Annotated in this window: 1 protein-coding gene; it reads right to left on the bottom strand. The window is 58.8% G+C overall.

The window, feature by feature from the left end:
• On the bottom strand, positions 1 to 267 hold a 267-nt coding region (locus ACZ3HG_RS23860), incomplete at both ends, for a hypothetical protein (protein ID WP_465334868.1).

The raw sequence follows: 267 nt of genomic DNA, 5'->3' as shown, positions 1-267 counted from the left end.
CGATAGCCGCTCGCGAATTTCCTTGAGCACGCGCGTCGCGATCTCGTTCTGCTGCTTGTTCAACTGCTTGGGAACGTTCTCGAACCATTCCCCGGCGCGCAGAACCGAAAGCTCGGCGACTTCGCCAATATGCTTACCGCCGATCTTGACGGAAAGCGCTTCCGGCTTCAGGCGATAACCGTGGCACGCTTCGCACGGAACGTCACTGAAGTATTTGCCGAGTTCTTCACGCGCCCACTCACTTTCGGTTTCGCGGAAGCGGCGCTC

The organism is Erwinia sp. PME.40.26/001, assembly GCF_055556675.1.
This window is presented reverse-complemented; position numbering and strand designations above follow the sequence as displayed.